Source organism: Saccharomonospora amisosensis (assembly GCF_011761185.1).
Taxonomy (GTDB): domain Bacteria; phylum Actinomycetota; class Actinomycetes; order Mycobacteriales; family Pseudonocardiaceae; genus Saccharomonospora_A; species Saccharomonospora_A amisosensis.
Map to the genome: position 1 here is coordinate 3472219 of NZ_JAAOYM010000001.1, position 15345 is coordinate 3487563.

Here is a 15345-nt window from a genome sequence, read left to right on the forward strand (position 1 = left end):
CTGGTAGGACATTCTAGGCTGCTACCGGCATGAATAATTGTTCGACCACGGGAGGGAATCGTGCTCAACGAGCTCGGCAGTGTGACTATCTTCGTCACTGACCAGGACAAGGCGCGCGAGTTCTACACCAGTAAGGTCGGTCTGGAGGTTCGCCGTGACGAGAGTTTCGGACCGATTCGCTGGCTGGAGGTCGCCGTTCCCGGCTCCGCGACGTCCATCGTGCTCTTCCCGCAGGACAACCCTGTGTACCAGGAAGACCTGATGCGCGAGTTCACCGGCTTGCAGTTCCTTACCGAAGACATTCAGTCGACCTACGAGCAACTGAGCGGTCGTGGGGTGCCCTTCACCCAGCCTCCGATGCGGATGCCGTTCGGCTGGACCGCCGTGTTCACCGACGAAGACAAGAACCAGTTCTCCCTCCTTCAGCCCTCCTGAACCCGGCGGTGAGTGAGGTGATCTCAGCGGCTTGCACCTCACCATCAGCCCACGCCCCTTGACACTGGCGGTGTGCTCGCCCAAACCGATCACTGGAGCAGAGTTTGCCGCGCAGGACCAGGTACATCACACCGTCGCGTTCAACAGCAGGCTGAGGTAATGGGCGAGAGCACGAGGCACGTCGAGCATGACACGACAGGCGATAGGTAGGGCATTCGGACGAAGATCACTTTGGCGACGTTCTACCAAGGACTCCACGCCCATCACCCACCGGATCCCCTTCCACCAACAGACCAGGCACCCAACTTGCTGAGGTCACCGCAATGACCCCGTTCATTGCGAGATTCGCAATGAACGGGGTCACTCTCGCGGTCAGCGGGTCCAGGTGACCGGAACGGACTGGACGCAGCGGATCATCGGCGCGGGAAGGTGGTAGTCGGGTTCGTAGCCCTCCCGCAGCGCGAGATTGGGCATCCGGTCCAGTAGTGCCTCGAGACCGATCCGGATCGCGGTCCGAGACCAGCCGGCGCCGACGCAGTAGTGGATTCCCCGCCCGTGGGCCACGTGCTTGGCCCCGGTGGAGCTGACCCCGCGGCGATCGACGTCGAAGGTGTCCGGGTTGGGGAAGTCCGCCGGGTCCCGGTTCGCCGCGACATAGGAGACGATCACCGTCGAGCCCTTCGGGATCAACACGCCGCTCAGTTCGACGTCCTCGGCGGCTTCCCTCGACAGCCACTGCACCGGGCCGTCCATTCGCAACCCCTCCTCCACCGCGTTTTCGACCTGGGTGCGGTCATCCACCAGCCGCTCCCACAGCTTCCGGTCGCTCAGCAGCAGGTACAGGATGTTCGCCAGCCCCTCAGTGGTGTTGCCGAAGCCCGCGCCGTAGAGCTCCATCAGGCCCCAGACCAACTCGCTCATGGTCAGCTGGGAGCCGTCCTCGGTCCGCGCGTGCACCAGCTCCGAAGCCAGGTCGTCCCGCGGGTTCGCGCGCCGGTCCTCGAACAGCGCCTCCAGGTAGCGCTGGTACTCGACGATCTCCTTCGCAGCGGCGCGCTGGTCTTCCAGCGGGTGCCCCGGTATGAACACCTTGACCCAGAGCTTGTCCCAGTACTTGATCTTTTCGTGGTCCTCGGCCGGGACGCCCATGAAGTCGAGGATCGCGCTGTTCATCAGCGGCTCGGCGTAGTCGTTGAAGAACTCCGCCGAGCCCCGCTCGATGAGGGTGTCGATGACCGCGTCGGCCTGCTGCCGGATGCGCGGCTCCCACCGCTTGATCCGCCCTGGCGTCCAGGCCGACTGAATCAGTGCCCGCAACCGGGTGTGCCCCGGCTGGTCCGACTCGTAGAGTGTCTTCGCCTTTGGAATTCCTGCGGCCAGTTCCTCCTGGACTTCGGGCGGATCCTCGGGGCCGGTCTTGTTCCCCGACGGAAAGAGATCAGGGTGTTCGAGGACGTACGCGAGATCCTGATAGGTGGTCACCACGAAGACCTTCGCGGATTCGTCGCTGACCATCCACATGTCCGAGGACATGGAACTTTCGAAGATCGGACACTCACTGCGCATCCGCCGGTAGAAGGAATGCGGATCCGTAGTCATTTCCTCGTTGAACGGATTGAATTCTACGGGGGCTTGGCTGGTCATAGTGCTCCCTGGGCAGGCGACTGGGACAGCCGTGTCGCTCATCAATGAATTTCGTCCACGGTGCACGCAAACTGCGGAGGCAAGGGGACAAATATTCGCGAGCACGTCTCGACAAAAGGTTACGGAGAGCCGAGTCGAGGTCCTTCTCCTGGATTGCTTCCCTGCCAGCACCTCTCGATGGCAGGTTCAGCCGTTCACAATCCAGTCATGCGCCCCGAGTCCGTCGCCCGGTGGCGCCAGATCAACCCGGAACCAAGGCCGGCGGTCGGCTGCTGAACACAGCGGTGGTTGTCACCTCCAGTTCGGTTTCGGCGATGACGCGACGGGTGAGCGACGTAGCCGGAGGACGACGAGACCGAGCAGGGCTGCGGTGTAGCCGCAGAGAACGGCGAGCCCGGCCCACCCGGGCAGCGGGAAATAGCCTGCCGATGGCGCGTAGTGGGCGACTACCTGTGGGAACTTCTCGCTGGTCTGCTGGACGGCGAAGCCCGCGGCTGGAGTCAGGCGCAGCAGCCAGTCGGCCACGGTGCCGGGCAGGAGCGGAAGCGCGGCCATGATGTAGGGGACGACGATCGCGGCGATCGCGACGAGGCTCACCACCCAGGCACGTCGGAACAGTGCGCCGAGGGCGAGCGTGAAGAGGGCGGCGACGGCGACTAGCCCGGCTACGCCGACGATGACCCGCAGTTCCGTGAGCGTGGACACCGGACGGACATTGCCGCCGTTGGCGCGCAGGATCGCCACGCCGACCGGTAATGCCACGCCCGCGACGGCGAGCCCGGTCAAGAATGTCACGACACCGATGACGGCGGATTTCACTGCCACAGCCCGGGTGCTGAGCGGTAGAGCGCCGGTCGTACTGGGTCGGTGCCCTCGGGTCATGAACCGGGCCACCACGATGATCACGATGGTCAGGCCGATGGCCAGGCCGATCAGGGTGTCCTCGACGTCGTAGCCGGCGACGGTACCGATCGGCCCGATATCGCCGGACCCGGTGACGGTGAACGTGCCGTTCGACGTGACGAGTCCGGGCGCCCGATGCTCGCGCTCCCACTCGGTGTGGCCCATGTCGCCCACCGGCTCGCCGCGCCATGCGGCGTCGGCCACGCCGCTAAGGGTGACGTTGTCGAAGGTGGCGGTGGCCTGCGTGAAGCGCACCTCCGAGGCGCTCGCCCCAAGGCCGGCGGGCCTGAGCGTAAGGTCTCCCGGAGACGCGGCGAACAGTCCTACCTGGACCGTCTCGGAAAGCCCGGCGAGATGAGCCGTGCCAACCTGCGTCCAGTGGGCACCGTCGGCCGACTCGTAGCCGGTGACGGTGTCGCCGGAGCGGGTCAGCCGTAGCCAGCGCGGTGCCTGTGGCGACACGCCGCCGGGGAGGCCGGCCGTGTCGTGGACGTAGTCGGACTGCATCCGCACACCGTTGCCGCCGGTGACCATGAGCGCCGCGTAGGAGGAGCCCTGCGTGACACCGTCCTTGATCATGATGCCCGCTTTCGCCCACGGCACGAGACCGGGCACGATCTCGTCGTGGTTCGGCGGCGGGTAGGTGATGATGCCCGTCATCGAGGTCATCCGGACGGTGATGCTGCCGTCGCCGGCGAGTGGCCGGTGCCCGAAGTAGAACGTGTCGCTCACCGCTTCGCCCCGCGGTCCCACCGGGTCGGTGGGACAGGCGACCTCGACGGTCCCTTGGCTGCAGGTGGAGCGGTTGCTGAACGCGAAGAGCAGTCCGAACAGGATGACGACCACCGCCGCGACAGCTAGCGCGACGATCCGGCCCCGACTGCGGAAGGTAAGCCACTCCTGGCGCGCCGCCACGGTGAAAGGTTGGTTGATTGATTGCACGCGTCCGGTTCTACGGACCGGGCCCTAACACCGTCCGAACCACCGCTGTCATGCCGCTGTTAGGTCCCGTACGGCATCCTGGAGGCCGCATACCGGGGAGAGGACATGGACAAGCTACGGCGTCTGACGCGACAAGCGCGGACAGTACGACTGCGGTTCACCCTCCTTTACGCCGGCCTGTTCCTCGTGTCCGGGATCGTTCTGCTGGTGCTGACCAACCTGCTGGCCGGGGAGCGAGTGGCCGTGACCGCGCCGGTGCGGTCTCTGCCCGCCGAGCAGACCAGCCTTGCCGCCGCGCAGGAGCTCATCCACGGACTGCGGGCCCAGCTGTCAGAACTGGAGGCGGCGCGGTCGCGTCAGCTGCTGGCCGGCTCGTTGATCGCGCTCGCCGTGATGGTCGTGGTCTCGGTGGTGCTGGGCAGGATCGTCGCCGGCCGGGTGCTGCGCCCGCTGCGGACCATCACCGCGGCCACGCGGCAGATCTCCGCCGAGAACCTGCACGAGCGGCTGGCAGTGCCGGGCCCGGCCGATGAGGTCAAGGACCTCGCGGACACCGTTGACGACCTGCTGGAGCGACTGGAGGCATCCTTCGCCGCCCAACGCCGGTTCGTGGCCAACGCCTCGCACGAGCTGCGCACCCCGCTGGCGACCATGCGGGCGTCGTTGGACGTGGCCGTGGCGAAACCCCGAGCCTCAGCCCAGACGATCACACTGGCCAACCGGTTCCGCACCGAACTCGACCGGGTCGACCGCCTCCTGGAGGGCCTTCTCGTCCTCGCCCGTGCGCAGCACGACGTGCTCGACGACGAAACTCCGGTCTCACTGCGTCATCTGGCGTCCGCGGCCCTGACAGCACGCGCCACCAACATCGCGGAGAAGAACCTGACCCTCGACGACGGCGACCTGCGGGACACCGCCTCGATCCACGGCAGCCCCACACTGCTGGCAAGCATGGTGGACAACGTCATCGACAACGCGATCGTGCACAACCAGAACGGTGGCTGGATCCGGGTCGCAACGGAAGACGGGCACGGCACCGTGGCACTCGTCGTGGAGACGAGCGGTGCGGTTCTCGACCAAGAGCACGTCGACCGCCTCACCCAACCGTTCCAGCGACTCGTCGCCGACCGGACCGGCTCGGAGCGCGGCTCCGGACTTGGCCTGTCGATCGTCGCGGCCATCACCGACGCCCACATCGGCCGCCTGCAACTGCACGCACGACCGGCAGGCGGGCTGCGCGTCGTCATCTCGTTGCCACGGACCGCGGAACGAGTTCCGGCATGAGGATCCTAGTGGTCGAAGACGCACGCTCACTGGCCGATGTCCTGGCCGAGGGCCTCCGGGACCAGGGCATGGCCGTCGACATCGCCCACGACGGCGTGGCCGCCGTCGCCAAACTCGACCTCAACCCCTACGACGTGATCGTGCTCGACCGCGACCTGCCCGGAATCCACGGGGACACCCTTTGCCAGATGATCACCGAGCGAGAGGACCGCGCGATGGTCCTCATGCTGACCGCGGCGGGTTCCCCCGGAGACCGGGTCAGCGGCCTCACCCTCGGAGCCGACGACTACCTCGCCAAGCCCTTCCACTTTCCCGAACTCATCCTGCGAGTACGTGCGCTAGCGCGCCGACGCCCAACCGCCCGCGCCCGCACCTTGCGCGGGGCAGGCATCGAACTCGACCCCGCACGCCGCACCGCCACCCGCGACGGCCGGCAGCTCGACCTCTCGGTCAAGGAATTCGCACTCCTGGAAGCCCTCCTACAGGCCAGCCCGGACTACCTCAGCACTGAGAACCTGCTCGAACAGGTCTGGGACGAGAACACCAACCCGTTCACCAACACCGTCACCGTCACTATCGGCAGGCTGCGCCGCAAACTGGGCAAACCCGCGATCATCACCACCTCGCACGGCGTCGGTTACCGCATCGCCGATCCGGCCGACCACAGTGACAGCTGACCGAAGCGGTCAAGCGGTCCCACCCAAGACGGCCGACGCTGGACACGGCCGATGACAAAGCACGACAGAGTTCGCGCAATGCCACAACTGACAAGGCTCCATCGGTAACCCCCAGGAGGCGAAGCCACAGGTCAAACGAACCGGAGGGCTACCGATGCTACGGTCGAGTGGGCCGGGCGGGGCTCGAACCCGCGGCCAAGGGATTATGAGTGGTAACGGCGTTAACGGTGTGCTGACCTGCATAAACGCAGGTACACACTAAGCACGAACCACCTAATCCCTTTCACTTGAGAGACCTCCGGGGAGTCCATAGAGGACGGCCCCGGTCGGTGACTGCCACACCGGATCCGGGGCCTTGATCGGAAGGTGGTTTCCGACCCGTGGGTAACCGTATCGTCGTGGCCGGGTGTGTCGCACTGGCCACCCTCACCACCCTTCTCGCTTACCGGTGGCGCTGCATCGCGCGCCGCGAAACCAGGACGCACCTCGAGTTGCTGACCGCGATCCGGTTCGCGCCTGCCACGCACCCCGAGGTGGCCGCGATGCTGCGGGAACGCTGCGCGGCGCTGCTCGCGGCCGTCGACGAGCACACGGCCGGAGGTGAACAGCGATGAGCGCCACCCCCGAGCAACCCATCCACGCGATGCTCACCGAACTCGCCGACGACACCCCCGTCGACCGCGACGAGCTCGTCGCGCTGCTGCAGGCGGTGACACGCACCTAGCGGGTGTCCCCGCAGCATCACCCACCCCCTTACCGGGGTGGCTGGTGCTGTCGGCGCAACCGCACCGACACCCCCGTTTACTCGGCACCGTCCACGGGGACAGCAACGCCACCAGCGCGGCCGCGACGGCGGTACACGCAGGCGGTAAGACGGGCCTCCTCGTAAGCCACCCTGGCGAGGACAGGGCACCCGACCGCAGGCCACGGACACGGGCGACACATCCGGCACCCCGCGCGTCCCAGCGACACGCGGGCGGTAGTGCTGGGCGGGATATGAATGGTGTGGGTTTGTCCCGACAGGGACCAAGGGGGGAGCCCATCAGTGTGCCCGCAGCCAGCCACAACGGCCTACGCAGGGAAACACTCCGTAAGATAGGTGTCACCGAGAGCAAGGCGACTGTGGCCGATCGGCCACAGTCGCCTGACGTTCCGCAACTATCCAATACAGACGGTGTGCGGCCTACGCGCGCGCGGGCGCGAGTTCGTGACGCCACGAAATCGCCAGCCAAGGGTGGGTGCGGCCTACGCGCGCGCGGGCGCGAGGCTCACGGCTGCTCATCGCGCTGCCGCGCCCAGTGGCCGCCGAGCTGCCGCCGTAGATCCGACATCAGCCACCGCGCCTGGCCACCCGGTGTCGTGTAGAGCGGCGTGACCTTCCCGTCCTGCCACCACCGCAACAGCGTCGTGCGGTGCACGCCGAGCAGGCGCGCGGCATCACCCGATCCCACGGGACGTTCCTCGCGTGCCACGGATGCAGCATTCCCGCTGGTAAACAGCCTATCCAGCCGTAAGCAGCCGATCCTGTCGCATGCAGCCAATGCATCCGTTACGGTGTGCGTGACCACCACCGGGGAGACACCATGATCGGCAAGGATCGGGAACTACTCGCGCGCCTGGCCAAGACCAACCGCGCCCTCGCCGCGGCCACCGTCGAACTCATGCAGCACCAGGACGGCGGCGAACTACCCGCCGAAGGGTTGCGTGCGCTGGCCGACCACCTGGCGCCGCTCGTCGACGAGCTACGGCAGCGCGCCGACCAGCTCGACGCGGCCGTGGTCGAGGTCGAGTCGTGAACCGGCTACCACGCGGCGACCGGTGGCTCGTCGCGCTGCTCGCCGTCGCGACCGTGGCGGCCGTGATCGTCGCGGTGAACGCGACCCTCGGCGCCTACTGCGGCTGAGCGCAACCACCCCCGACACCTGCACGCATGCGCAGCCATGAATACGCCAGCGGGAGTCCGAAACCCCCAGAACTCAGCGCAAAAAAAAGGACAGAAGGACGGGGGTGTCCGCGCCACCCTGACCAGGGAAAACGCCGGGTCCGTGACCTGCGTAAACGTGTTGTCGCCGGTCACGGACCCGTTTCGTCACGCGCAGACTGGCTACGGTGTGACGACGTCCTGCATGACGGCGAATCCGGTGGTGAGGGTGACGCCGTACCCGGCGACGGTGTAGGTGGCGACCGTTTCCACCCCGGTCTTGACGTCGACCTGGGTGGCGGTGCTGAGTCCGACCGCTTCGAAGTAGCGGGCACCGACCCGCAAGTTCGCCACCGTCATGAACCCGGTGGACACTGCGTTGCTCGGGTAGACCAGTGCGCCGGAGAAGCGCTGGAATCGTTCGGCGATCGTCGACCCACCGGTGGGGGACACGTCCTGCAGCAGGTGCACATCGTCGGGGTGGGCGAGGATCACCAGGTCGGCGGGGTCGTCGGAGGCGGTGTTGGCCTGGACTTGCGCCATGGCCTTGCGGATCTGCGCGGGAACATCGGCGGCGAAGGCCACCGCGGTTCCGGCGGCTGTCTCGACCGCGTCGATGAGGACCTGGTCGAGGTCGAGCGCGATGCCTACCCGGTGCATTCCGGTGATGGCGGCCGCGTCAGCCCCGATCAGCGCCTCGCGGGACATGTCGGTCCACCTGCCGAACCGGCCCAGTGTGACCGAACCGGCCGCGGACGATGCGTATTCGGTCAGGCTGGCCGCTTCGGCGGTCACCGGCTGCGCTGTGGGCAGGGTGAGCTGCGGGAACTGGGCGAGCACCGCTTCGACGGGCTGGCGTGGCACACCGGCGACTTGTGACAGCAGGCGCGGCCCGGTGAGCACGTTGGCGCCCCACGCTCTCGGCGCGCCGTGCGTGGTGGTGGTGATGGTGGCGAACCGGGCTCGGGGGTCGGCGGCCCGGACCCGCAGGGGTTCGTGGGCGTCGATCGCGGCCTGCAGGGCGGTGAGGGCTTGCGCGGTGTAGGCCAGCGGGTGCGGCGATTCCTCGGCGAACAGGCCGTTGTGGTGTCCGCTGGGGGTGTTCGGCTCCATCGGCAGCGGGCGCCGTGTGGGGTCGACAATGTCTGGCCGCTGGTCCTGCTCGTCGCGTAGCCGGTCGAGTTGCTGCTCGATCTCGGAGAAACGCGCCGTGGCTTGCTCGCTGAGCGGCCCGTCACCGGCGTCGGCGATCAACTGCCGCGCCTCCACGATCAGCCGCTCACGCTCGATTTCAGGGGCCTTTTCGGGTGCCTCAGACATAGATCCATCCCTTCTCCGCCAGGCGTAGCCGCAGCCGCGCCTGCTCAGCGTCCAATGTGGGTTCGGGTTCGTCGCCGCTGTCGCGGGTGAATCCGGCCGCGGCGAAGGCCGGCTCGTTCACGAGGCTCACCTCGCGTAGCCGGGCTTCGGAGTGCAGCAGGTGCCCCTGCTGGTCCTCGCTGTACCGCAAGGGGTCCACCCCGGCCGACAGGCCCCGGACGTAGCCGTCGCGCACGAGCTGCAGCGCCTCGTCGCCGGATGCGGTGCGGGCGAACTCGAACGCCACCCGCAGCCCTTCGGGGCCGTCGTCGAAGTCGACCGCCCGCCCGATCGGCAGGCGACGGACGTCGTGTTCGACGAACAGCTTGACTTTCGAGCCGCGTTCGCGGATCGAGCGGGAGAACGCTCCCGGCTCGAATCGGTGCCGCACCGCCATCCCGCCGAACTCGGCGGGGTGGCTCACCTGCCCGTAGGGCACGGCCAGGCCGCGCAATGTGCGGGAGTCTTCGCCGTCGTCGAGGGCGAAGTCGGCGGTGAAGATCAACAGATCGGGGGCGCTCATGCCGGGGTCTCCAAGACAGCGACGGGGAACCGTTCGCCGCATGGCGACCCTTCCGTCCGGGTGGCCCGGTGCAACCGGGTTCTGGCGCTGGGGATGCCGAGCGCGCGCTCACCGTTCATCGTAGATCACCGCTGTCCCGGCCGCTTCCCAGAACCCCGGCGTGTAGTCGGGGTGATCGTGGGGGAAGCGCTTGGCTCGTTGGTCGCAGGGTGCGTGCGCGATCGCGTCGGTGAGTTGTCCGGGTTGGCGGGTTGCGCCGCACACCATGCAGCGCGGACCGGCCGCGTTCTTCGTGGTCGTCATGATCGTTTCCTTCCTGGTCGAGGTGGTCGGCGACGAGTGCGGCGGCGTCGGCGAGCTGGCGCAGTGCGTCGGCGAGCAGCGCCGCCTGCTCGTGCGTCATGCGGTTTCCCTTCGGTAGCGCGGTGGTCCGCTCGTCGGCCGGAACTGTTCGGGGTTGTCGTCGAACGCCTTGCGGACGTAGCGGGTCGGTGCGGCTACCTGCTTGCCGCGTAGGAATCCGGTCACGGTCTCGGTGATGTCTCGGCGGTCGTAGCGTCGTCGTCCGTCGATCTGTTCGAGTCCTGCGGCGACGTAGTCGATCGCGTCGGTGTAGGTCTCGCGCGCGCGTGAAGGTTCCTGACGTGTTCCTGAAGGTTGGGGGGTCATAGCTGTGACCCCCTTTTGAACGTCAGATGACCCCCTTTCGACGTCAGATGACCCCCTTTCCGTCTCAGAAAGCGGGTCACAGCTATGACCCCCTTTCTGGTCGGAATGAGGGTCATAGCTGTGACCCCCTTTCGCGGGGAAGCGGTACACCGTGGCTTGGCCGCGGTAGCCACCTCCGACGCGTTCGAGTAGCCCCCGCTGAACGAGCCCGCGTAGCACGCGCTTGGCGGTCTCCGGGCTCGCGCGCATCCGGCGCGCGATCTCCGCGCGGCTCGGCCATCCGGTACGCGTGTGGTCGTTCGCCCGGTGCGCGACGGCGACGAGCGCGAGCACCTCACGCGCGGTGAGGTCGGCCGGTGTCTCGTCGAGCGCCTGCTCGATCAGCTTGATCCCCACTACCGGCCCTCGTTGTCCTCGCGGCGCTTGGCCTCGGCCGCGATCGCGACCAGCTCGGCGCGGATCCAGCTGGTGTTGGCCGCGCGGACGTGCTCGCGGCGACACGACATCCGCCGGTCACCAGCACACACCCGGCAGGCCAACTCCGGCAGGGTGCGCGGCGGCACCCACCCGTTCCATCGCGACGGCTCAGACAGCCGCAGAGCGGCTTTCAGCCGGTCGGCGAGGTCCGGGTGCCGCAGCACCCGGTTGCGGCGCTCCTGGTTGCGTGTGTGCTCGGTATCGCGCATGGCGACGGCTTGGCGGACGCGGTGCTCGACGTTGGCGCGATGCTGCTCGGGGGTGTAGCCGCGGTGGTTCTTCTCCGCGGCGAGCAGCTCTCCATAGACCTGTCCCCACAGGGTGGTCTTGCCGCGCTTGCCGACCCAGTGCACACGCCGCTTGTCGGACGCGTCGGCTACGCTGGCCTCGGATCGCCACCCGATCTGTGTGTCGCCCGCCTCGGTTCGCCCGCCGGGGCGGGCTTCTTCTGTCCTCACGCAGCCCCGCCCTTGGCCTTGCCTCGGCGGCTGCTGCGCGCGCGGGCGGACTTCAGCGCCAGGCTGGTGAAGTAGGCCTTGCGGGCGTGTTCGGCGCGGCGTGCCCGCTCGGCAGGGTCGAGCACCCGGTCGGGGTCGACCTCGTTCTCGAAGCGGTCGTTGAACGCCTTGCGCGCGGGTGCGGTGTTGGTCTTGCCCTGTGCGTGGAGTGAGTGAGCGCCGAGACGCGCGCGCAGGATGGTCCAGTCGCTGGGCTGGGGTGGGTGTGCCACGATGGAACACGCTCCTTCGGGAGTGAGCCCACCTGTTGGTGGGGTGCTGGCCCGACCCCCGGTGAGTTTGGCGACCTAGCGGGGGTCGGGCTCTTTCAATTTCTGAACGCGACGAACACTATCAGGCGATGTGCTTTGTGTTGCCGGTGCTCCCATTTCCTAGCGTGTCGTGGCCGGGTTGTTCTGGTTAGTCGACGTTGGCGCCTATGGTGCGCCGTGGTCCACAGTGGTGCGAGCGTCTCACCTGTTCAGGTGGGGTAGCCAGAACTAGTCAGGCATTGTCAGGCATGGTTTCGCAGACCCGATGTCTCAAGATGTCCATCGGTGACCAGTCAATTCGGGTCAAATCCAGTCACAGCATTTTGCAGAATTTCGCAGAGTCGCGCGGGGTGACCAGCAAGAATGCTTTTCGACGCTCACAGCTGATCACCAAGACCCATCCGCCGATGCGCCTCCCGCGCCCGCTCGTCGGCGGCCGAAGCGCCATAGCGGCCGACCATCTCCCGCGACCGCCACCCAGCCAACCGCATCAGGTCCTGCTCCTGGCCGCCGTCGGCCAACCACCGGTGCGCGAAGCTGTGCCGGAACCGGTGCGGATGCACGTTCGGCACCCCCGCATCCTCCGCGCGCCGCCGAAGCACCTGACGGATGCCGTACTCCTTCAGCGGCCCCTTGCGGCCGATCCACAGTTCATCGCGACCGGCCGCAGGCTTCTGCCGCGACCGTGCCCGCAGGTAGCGGCGCAGCGCCTCACCGGTCTTCGAACCGAACGGCACAGCCCGAGCACGGCGACCCTTGCCCATCACGTGCGCGACGTCCGCGTCGAAGTCGATGTCGTCGACCCGTAGCGGCGCGATCTCGCCGATGCGCGCCCCGGTGTCGATGAACATGCGAACGAGCGCCTCGTCGCGGCGCTGCTCGAACGTCTTGCCCTTGCAGGCGTTCACCAGCGCGCGAAGCTGGTCCTCGGTGAGCACGTCCACCGGCTGTTCCGGCACGGCCGGTGGGGACATCTTCGCGAACGGCGACGCCTCGATCTCGCCCTCAACTTCGTCGAGCCAGCGGAAAAGCTGCTGCAGGGACCGGTAGTGCTTGGCGATGTTGGCCGCCGACAGCGGCTTGCCGGTGCGCTTGTGTGGTCGCTCTTGCAGGTGCACGAGGTAGTGCTCGATGTGCTCGCGGGTGATCGCGCTGGCGCTGGTCGGCATCCCACTGTCGAGCAGGAACGCCAGGAACTCCTGAGCGATCAGCAGGTAGCTGTTGATCGTCGACGGCGCCTTGTTCGCGGCGCGCAGGTGACGTTTCCAGTCGGGCAGGAGTTCGCGGAGATCGTCGAGCGGGACAGCGGCGGTGTCGGGAGTCGTCATGCCACGAAAGGCTAGCCGCCAAGTCCCTTGCGATCCAAGCGCTGTGCGGGATAGGGTTCCGGCATATTCCCTGGTGGTGGGCCGGGTCGGACTCGAACCGACGGCCAAGGGATTATGAGTCCCCTGCTCTAACCTACTGAGCTACCGGCCCTGACCGGGTGGATCCGGTCGTGCGGTCTCTGATGTGCCGCTTGTCGCACTATATAGCTCCGCCACTCTCCTCTGTCGATCGCCACGCCCTACCCCTGCCGTGGCGGCTAACCTCGAACTTGTCGTTGACAAGATTCCCCAACTGTCAGGCAATCTATCCAGCGACAAGTTTCGGGTCTGAAACGGGAGAGTTCATGGGTCCGCTGCTCGCCCTCGTTGGCATCACGTTGCTGCTCATCGTGCTCGGCAGACGTCGCTGGCACGTTGCGTTGCGCGGCGGACTCGCCGTCATGTTCACCATGGCCGCCACGCTCGCCGTACTCCACGCCTACCGTCCACTCAGGACAACGCGCCGGGCGGCGGTGGGATAGTCAGACCCACACGACCTCGCCGTGAGCCGTCACCGAGGGCTCGTTTCCGGCCTCGGCGAATGCCGACAGCGCCCGCACCAAGCCCCGCCGAGCCTCCGCGGGCATGCGCTCGACGATACGGCTCACCTCGGCCCGCCTGCGCTCGGTGACGGCTCGCACCACCGAGGCACCGACCTCGGTGAGGCCCACGAGCAGCTCCCGCCGGGAATCGGGATTGGCCTGCCTGCTGACCAGCCCACTGACCACCAACCGGTCCACCATCCGCGTCGCCGTGGACGGGTTGACCCCCAGCTGCTCGGCCAGCGTGGTGAGTTTGCTGCGCCCGCGGCTCTCCAGCACCACAAGCAGCCGGAACTGGGGAATCGTGATCGAGTCGTCGACCGCGGCGATCGACCTGGCCGAAACCGCCACGAGCAGTCTTGATGCGGTCAGCACGGCATCGGTGATCGTGTCGACATCCTCTGACATGCCTCCGTTGTACCGCACCACCACTACTGCTGCACTGGACAAGTGTTGCATAATGCAATGATGTCTCGCGGCTTGATCTGGTTACGGCAAAGCTCGTCAGGGTTGGCCACACTCTCCGTCATGATCGGCGCGGCGGCGGGTCTCGGTGCGATCGCGTTCCGCTGGCTGGTCGAATCGTTCACGTGGCTGTTCTCCGGTCACGCCGACTACTCGGTGGCGGGCGGCGAAGCGCACCCTTGGCTGCCCGCACTTGGCCCGTGGTTCCTGCTGCTCGCGCCCACACTCGCAGGCCTGCTGTACGGCCCGCTGGTACACCGCTTCGCCCCCGAAGCACGCGGGCACGGTGTCCCGGAGGTGATGTACGCGGTCGCGGCACGCGGCGGCGAGATCCCGGGCAGGGTGAGCGCGGTCAAGGCGATCGCCTCGGCACTGTGTATCGGTTCCGGCGGCTCGGTCGGCAGGGAAGGCCCGATCGTGCAGATCGGCTCAGCGCTGGGGTCGGCGTTCGGGCGGGCGATGCGGCTGCCCCGTTCCCGGCTGCGTGTCCTCGTGGCCTGCGGCGCGGCAGGTGGCATCGCGGCCACGTTCAACGCACCGTTGGCGGGCCCGTTCTTCGCGATGGAACTGCTGCTGCGCGACTTCGCCGCGGAATCGTTCGGCGCGGTGGTACTGGCCAGCGTCACCGCGAGCGTGGTCGGCCGCGCCGTACTCGGCGACGAGGCGTTCCTGAACCTGCCCAGCTTCACCCTGCACCACCCGGTGGAGTACCTGCTGTTCGTCGTGCTGGGTGCGCTGATCGGCGCGATCGGCGTGCTGTTCGGCCATGTGCTGCACGCGGTGGAGACGCTGTGCGACCGGATATGGCGCGGACCGGAATGGCTTCGCCCCGCCGTTGGTGGCGTCGCGGTAGGCGGGCTGCTGTTGGTGCTGCCGCAGCTGTACGGCGTGGGCTATCCGGTGCTGCAGAACGCCTTGGGCGGCGAGTACCTGCTGGGTTTCCTGCTGATCTTGCTTGTGGGAAAGATGCTGGCGACCAGCCTCACCATCGGGGTCGGCGGGTCGGGGGGCGTGTTCGCGCCGTCACTGTTCATCGGTGCGATGGGCGGAACGGCCTTCGGCATCGTGGTACACACCTGGCTTCCGCAACTGACCACAACCCCTGGCGTGTACGGGCTGATAGGCATGGGCGCCGCCTTCGCGGGCGCGGCACACGCACCGATCACGGCTGTGATCGTGCTGTTCGAACTCACCGGCCAGTACACGATCATCCTGCCGCTCATGACCGCGATCGTCGTGGCCACACTCGTCGGCAGGGCGCTGTCGACCGACACCATCTACACGCGAAAACTGCGCGGGCGCGGCATCGAGGTCGAGGCCGGCACGGCACCCGCATCCGCTCACCGCCTACCCTGATCGGGTTGCGCG

18 protein-coding genes and 1 tRNA gene are annotated in these 15345 nt (G+C 67.4%); 7 read left to right on the forward strand and 12 right to left on the reverse strand.

Annotated features, from left to right (window positions below; all coding sequences use genetic code 11):
- Positions 1-60 precede the first annotated feature (60 nt).
- Positions 61-435 carry a VOC family protein gene (locus FHU38_RS16865; RefSeq protein WP_167172569.1) on the forward strand — a complete coding sequence of 125 codons (375 nt, stop codon included), beginning with the start codon at positions 61-63 and terminating at the stop codon, positions 433-435.
- 372 nt (positions 436-807) lie between these two features.
- Here the strand turns inward: FHU38_RS16865 and FHU38_RS16870 are convergent, their stop codons facing one another.
- Together FHU38_RS16870 and FHU38_RS16875 are read right to left on the reverse strand one after the other, a co-directional pair.
- On the reverse strand, positions 808-1968 hold the full coding sequence (locus tag FHU38_RS16870) for a cytochrome P450 (RefSeq protein WP_167172571.1): 1161 nt from the start codon (positions 1966-1968) through the stop codon (positions 808-810).
- 402 nt (positions 1969-2370) lie between these two features.
- Entirely contained in the window at positions 2371-3897 is a 1527-nt protein-coding gene (locus tag FHU38_RS16875) for a DUF1349 domain-containing protein (RefSeq protein ID WP_313886808.1), read from the reverse strand.
- 132 nt (positions 3898-4029) lie between these two features.
- Between FHU38_RS16875 and FHU38_RS16880 the strand changes: the two genes are divergently transcribed.
- The 3 genes from FHU38_RS16880 to FHU38_RS16890 all read left to right on the forward strand — a co-directional run bounded on the left by FHU38_RS16880 (position 4030) and on the right by FHU38_RS16890 (position 6499).
- The gene (locus FHU38_RS16880; RefSeq protein ID WP_167172576.1) at positions 4030-5208 is read left to right on the forward strand and encodes a sensor histidine kinase; all 1179 of its coding nucleotides are present in this window, start codon (positions 4030-4032) and stop codon (positions 5206-5208) included.
- Positions 5205-5885 carry a response regulator transcription factor gene (locus FHU38_RS16885; RefSeq protein ID WP_208415714.1) on the forward strand — a complete coding sequence of 227 codons (681 nt, stop codon included), beginning with the start codon at positions 5205-5207 and terminating at the stop codon, positions 5883-5885. The genes FHU38_RS16880 and FHU38_RS16885 overlap by 4 nt, the downstream gene beginning before the upstream one ends.
- Positions 5886-6265: 380 nt before the next feature.
- Positions 6266-6499: a hypothetical protein gene (locus tag FHU38_RS16890; RefSeq protein WP_167172578.1), complete on the forward strand. Its 234-nt coding sequence runs from the start codon at positions 6266-6268 to the stop codon at positions 6497-6499.
- A gap of 654 nt (positions 6500-7153) precedes the next feature.
- Here FHU38_RS16890 and FHU38_RS16895 read toward each other — a convergent pair.
- Entirely contained in the window at positions 7154-7336 is a 183-nt protein-coding gene (locus FHU38_RS16895; protein ID WP_167172580.1) for a MerR family DNA-binding transcriptional regulator, read from the reverse strand.
- A 132-nt stretch (positions 7337-7468) separates the two neighbouring features.
- Between FHU38_RS16895 and FHU38_RS16900 the strand changes: the two genes are divergently transcribed.
- Positions 7469-7681, forward strand: a complete 213-nt coding sequence (locus tag FHU38_RS16900; RefSeq protein WP_167172582.1) for a hypothetical protein — start codon at positions 7469-7471, stop codon at positions 7679-7681.
- Positions 7682-7989: 308 nt separating this feature from the next.
- Here FHU38_RS16900 and FHU38_RS16905 read toward each other — a convergent pair whose 3' ends face one another.
- The 8 genes from FHU38_RS16905 to FHU38_RS16940 form a co-directional block, all read right to left on the reverse strand.
- Positions 7990-9126 carry a phage major capsid protein gene (locus FHU38_RS16905; protein ID WP_167172584.1) on the reverse strand — a complete coding sequence of 379 codons (1137 nt, stop codon included), beginning with the start codon at positions 9124-9126 and terminating at the stop codon, positions 7990-7992.
- Positions 9119-9688, reverse strand: coding sequence for an HK97 family phage prohead protease (locus tag FHU38_RS16910; RefSeq protein ID WP_167172586.1), 570 nt, complete (start codon positions 9686-9688; stop codon positions 9119-9121). Before FHU38_RS16910 ends, FHU38_RS16905 begins: the two co-directional genes overlap by 8 nt.
- 108 nt (positions 9689-9796) lie before the next feature.
- Positions 9797-9991, reverse strand: a complete 195-nt coding sequence (locus FHU38_RS16915; protein ID WP_167172588.1) for a hypothetical protein — start codon at positions 9989-9991, stop codon at positions 9797-9799.
- A 96-nt stretch (positions 9992-10087) separates the two neighbouring features.
- Complete coding sequence (locus FHU38_RS16920) at positions 10088-10753, reverse strand: helix-turn-helix domain-containing protein (RefSeq protein ID WP_167172590.1); 666 nt, start codon at positions 10751-10753, stop codon at positions 10088-10090.
- Complete coding sequence (locus FHU38_RS16925; RefSeq protein WP_167172593.1) at positions 10753-11292, reverse strand: hypothetical protein; 540 nt, start codon at positions 11290-11292, stop codon at positions 10753-10755. Before FHU38_RS16925 ends, FHU38_RS16920 begins: the two co-directional genes overlap by 1 nt.
- Entirely contained in the window at positions 11289-11564 is a 276-nt protein-coding gene (locus FHU38_RS16930) for a hypothetical protein (protein WP_208415715.1), read from the reverse strand. The genes FHU38_RS16925 and FHU38_RS16930 overlap by 4 nt, the downstream gene beginning before the upstream one ends.
- A 416-nt stretch (positions 11565-11980) precedes the next feature.
- Positions 11981-12931: a tyrosine-type recombinase/integrase gene (locus FHU38_RS16935; RefSeq protein WP_167172595.1), complete on the reverse strand. Its 951-nt coding sequence runs from the start codon at positions 12929-12931 to the stop codon at positions 11981-11983.
- Positions 12932-13005: 74 nt separating this feature from the next.
- Positions 13006-13082, reverse strand: a tRNA-Ile gene (locus tag FHU38_RS16940).
- Between the two features lie 193 nt (positions 13083-13275).
- On the opposite strand from FHU38_RS16940, the gene FHU38_RS16945 reads away from it, so the two are divergent.
- On the forward strand, positions 13276-13452 hold the full coding sequence (locus FHU38_RS16945; protein WP_167165481.1) for a hypothetical protein: 177 nt from the start codon (positions 13276-13278) through the stop codon (positions 13450-13452).
- Here the strand turns inward: FHU38_RS16945 and FHU38_RS16950 are convergent, their stop codons facing one another.
- Positions 13453-13920: a MarR family winged helix-turn-helix transcriptional regulator gene (locus tag FHU38_RS16950; protein WP_167172597.1), complete on the reverse strand. Its 468-nt coding sequence runs from the start codon at positions 13918-13920 to the stop codon at positions 13453-13455.
- A 120-nt stretch (positions 13921-14040) separates the two neighbouring features.
- Here FHU38_RS16950 and FHU38_RS16955 point away from each other — a divergent pair, with 120 nt between their 5' ends.
- Positions 14041-15333 carry a chloride channel protein gene (locus FHU38_RS16955; protein ID WP_243852281.1) on the forward strand — a complete coding sequence of 431 codons (1293 nt, stop codon included), beginning with the start codon at positions 14041-14043 and terminating at the stop codon, positions 15331-15333.
- Positions 15334-15345: the final 12 nt, after the last annotated feature.